The sequence below is a fragment of the Nocardia nepalensis genome (assembly GCF_048910785.1).
Taxonomy (GTDB): Bacteria; Actinomycetota; Actinomycetes; order Mycobacteriales; family Mycobacteriaceae; genus Nocardia; species Nocardia nepalensis.
On sequence record NZ_JBKBET010000046.1, the window covers coordinates 1 to 4,373 of the forward strand.

General features: G+C 67.1%; 1 protein-coding gene. It reads right to left on the reverse strand.

The genetic code is table 11. The features are described from left to right. Nucleotides 1-4,373: type I polyketide synthase (locus ACHQ4I_RS43215; RefSeq protein ID WP_420777752.1), on the reverse strand; the 4,373-nt coding region annotated here is incomplete at both ends.

A 4,373-nucleotide genomic window follows, 5' to 3' on the forward strand; every position in this document is an offset into this window, starting at 1 on the left:
CCCGGTGTGGTGGTGTAAACCTTGCTCCAGTCGACAGGTACCCCCGCGACGAAGGCGTGGCCCACCGCTTTGACCATCGCGGTGGTCTCGGGGCGGTGCTTGGTCAGCACGGGGATCGTGATGGCCTCGGGAGAGGTCAGTGTCTGTTCTATGGCAGCTGACAGGCCAGCGCCGGGACCGACTTCGATGAACCGGGTGGCGCCCATCGACTCCAACAACTGCACACTGTCGGCGAAACGCACAGGTCGGCGGATGTGGTCGAGCCAGTACTGCCCCGACCCGAAGTCGGGTCCGGTCAGTTCGGCCGTCACGTTCGATACCACCGGAATCCGTGCCGGGCTCACCGTGATATCGGAAACCAGGCGCGCGAATTCCTCGAGCATCGGTTCCATCAGCTGGGAATGGAACGCGTGTGACACCGCCAAACGGTGCACCCGTCGACCTTGCTGGGCCAACCGATCCGCGATCGCGGCCACGGCTGTCTCTGCACCGGAAATCACCACCGATCCCGGCGCGTTGATCGCGGCGATATCCACCCCGCCGACCAGCAACGGCAGCACTTCGTCCTCGCTGGCGGCGACTGCAACCATCACCCCGCCCTCGGGCAAGGCCTGCATCAATCGGCCTCGGGCCGCTACCAGCAGCGCAGCGTCTTCCAAGGTCAAAACCCCGGCCACATACGCTGCGGTGACCTCACCCACGGAATGACCCATCACGAAATCCGGGTCGATCCCCCACTGCCCCACCAACGCGAACAACGCCGCTTCCACCGCGAACAACGCCGGCTGAGCGAACTCTGTGCTGTCGAGCAGCTCCTGGTCATCACCCCACATCACCTGCCGTAGCGGCAAACGCAGATGCCGATCCAACTCCTCGGCCACCGCATCGAACGCCTCAGCGAACATCGGGAACTGCGCATGAAGCTCCGCACCCATCCCGACCCATTGGGAGCCCTGCCCGGGAAACACCAACACAGTCTTGGCGGGTGTGGTGGTTGTGGTGTGGCCGACGACCACATCAGGTCCCGGCTGCCCCGACGCCAACCCCGCCAACCCGGCCAGCAGCGCCTCACGATCAGCACCCACCACCACCGCACGATGCTCGAACACCGCACGAGTAGTCGCCAACGCAGACCCCACCGACACGACATCCAGGTCGTCCTCGGCACGCACCCAGTCCGCCAACCGGGCAGCCTGCCCAGCCAAGGCCTGGCTGGTCTTGCCCGAGACCAGCCACGGCACCACGGAATCAGGGGAATCGAGCAACCCCACACCCGCCACCGGATCCGAATCCGCTACGGAATCAGGGGAATCGAGTTCGCCTACCGGTGTGGGCTCGTCGGCTTGTTCGAGGATGACGTGGGCGTTGGTGCCACTGATCCCGAACGAGGACACCGCGGCCCGTCGCGGCCGACCCGGCTGCAGCGGCCAGGGTTGTGCGTCGGTGAGCAGCGACACCGCTCCCGTCGACCAGTCCACATGGGGGCTGGGTGCATCGACGTGCAGGGTCTTGGGCATCGTTTCATGCCGCATCGCCTGCACCATCTTGATCACACCGGCGACACCGGCCGCGGCCGAGGTGTGGCCCATATTGGATTTGATCGAGCCCAGCCATACCGGTCGATCCGCGGGCCGGTTCTGCCCGTAGGTCGCCAGCAAGGCTTGGGCTTCGATGGGATCACCCAGGACGGTGCCGGTGCCGTGGCCTTCCACCACATCGACCCCGGCCGCGTCGATACCCGCACTGGCCAACGCGGCACGGATCACCCGCTGCTGCGAGGGCCCGTTGGGTGCGGTCAACCCGTTGGAAGCACCATCCTGGTTGATCGCCGACCCACGCACCACCGCCAGCACCTGATGGCCCTTGGCACGGGCATCGGCCAACCGCTCGACCACGAGCACACCGACACCCTCGGAGAACCCGGTGCCATCAGCAGCACCGGCATACGGTTTGCAGCGGCCATCAACGGCCAGGCCCCGCTGCCGACTGAATTCCAAGAACATCGCGGGGGTCGGCATCACGGTCACACCGCCGGCCAAGGCCAGGTCGCATTCCCCAGCCCGCAGCGACTGCACAGCCAGGTGCAACGCCACCAGCGACGACGAACACGCCGTGTCCACCGACACCGCCGGGCCCTCCAAACCCAACACATAAGCCACCCGACCCGACGCCACACTCGAGGTTTGCCCTGCTAGCTGAAGTCCCTCGAGCTGCGGGTCGCCACCGACGTGCATCGTTCCGTAACCCGACGTCACCACGCCACAGAACACCCCGGTGGTGGAGCCGGCCAGTGTCGTGGGGTCGATTCCGGCGTCTTCCAAGGCTTCCCAGGAGGTTTCCAGTAGCAGTCGCTGTTGGGGGTCCATCGCCAAGGCTTCGCGGGGACTGATCCCGAAGAACCCGGCATCGAAATCGCCTGCCGCGTCGAGGAATCCGCCCGAGCGGGTGTAGGACTTGCCCGCCGCGGCCGGGTCGGGGTCGAACAGACCCTCCACATCCCAGCCTCGGTCGGTCGGGAAACCCGACACCACGTCGCGGCCGTCGGCCACCATCTCCCACAAGCCTTGCCCGGAGTCGACTCCGCCGGGGAACCGGCACCCGATCCCCACGATCGCGACCGGTTCGTCCACACCCAGACGCGCCGAGGTCACCGACCGCACCGCCTGTGGCGGGGTCCATCCGCTCAACTGCTCGTGAAGATAGCCGGCCAGGGCGGTGGGGGTGGGGTAGTCGAAGATCAGGGTGGGGGTCAGGGTCAGACCGGTGCTGGTTTGCAGCCGGTTGCGTAGTTCCACCGCGGTCAGCGAGTCGAACCCGAGGTCCTTGAACGCTTGGCGGGCATCGATACCGGCGGTGTCGGTGTAGCCCAACGCGATCGAGGCCTGGGTGCACACCAACTCGGTCAGCAGTCGACGTTGTTCGTCGCTGCTGAGCCCGTGCAACCGCTGTGCCAGCTCCGACCGCGCCGCCGCGGTGCTGGTTTCCACCGTGCGTCGCCGTGGCGTACCGGCCAGGACACCGAACAGTGGTGGCAGGAACGCGGCAACGGTGCGGTCGCGCAGCATGCGGTAGTCGAGGCGGGCGGTGGCCACCGCGGGATGGTCGGCGACCAACGCGGCATCGAACAACGCCACCGCTTCCTCGACACTCATCGGCACCATTCCGGTGCGTTTGAGGCGCGCCAGGTCACGGTCGCTGAGGTGTCCGGTCATGGCACTGGACTGCGCCCACTGACCCCACGCCAGCGACATGCCCGGCAACCCACCAGCCCGCCGATGGACGGCCAGCGCGTCGAGGAACACGTTGGCCGCCGCATAGTTACCCTGCCCGGGTGTGCCGATGGTGCCGGCCATCGAGGAGAACACCACGAACGCCGACAACGGCATCTCAGCAGTCAACTCGTGCAGGTTCCAGGCCGCGTCGACCTTGGCTCGCAGCACCGTGTCCACCCGTTCGGGTGTCAGCGAGGTGATGACCGCGTCATCGAGCACTCCCGCGGCGTGGATGACCGCGCTCAACGGCGGGCACTGGCCCAGCACGTCGGTGAACAAACGTGTCGCGGCCTCACGATCGGCCACATCACACGCCACCACCCGCACCTGGGCGCCCGCGGCACGCAACTCCGCCACCAACTCGGTGGCGCCTTCGGCGTCACCACCGTGGCGGCTGACCAACACCACATGCCCCACCCGGTAGGCGCCGACCACATGGCGGGCCAACGCGGCACCGGCCATGCCGGTACCACCGGTGATCAACACCGTGCCCGCAGCGATCGCCGCCGGCAACACCTCGGGCATGGTCAGGACCACTTTGCCGATGTGGCGTGCCTGGCTGAGATACCGGAACGCCTGCGAGGCGCGGCGCACGTCCCAGGTCTTGACCGGCAACCGATGCAGGACGCCGGTCTGCAGCAAACCCACCACCTCGACCAGCATCTGTTCGAGGCGTTGCGGTTCGACTTCGGCCAGGTCGAACGCTCGATACCGCACACCGGGGTGGGTTTCGGCGAGGACACCCACCTCACGGATGTCGGTTTTGCCCATCTCGATGAAGTGTCCGCCGCGGGGCAGCAGCCGTAGCGAGGCGTCGACGAACTCCCCGGCCAGCGAGTTGAGGACCACGTCGACACCGCGTCCGCCGGTGACCGACAGGAAGTGGTCGGCGAACTGCAGCGACCGGGAATCGCCGATGTGATCGTCGTCGAATCCCATGGCACGCAACGTGTCCCATTTACCGCGGCTGGCGGTGACGAAGACTTCCGCACCCCAGTGCCGGGCCAGTTGCACCGCGGCCATGCCCACCCCGCCGGTCCCGGCGTGGATGAGTACCGACTCCCCCGCGCGCAGTCCGGCCAGATCCGCCAGCCCGTACAA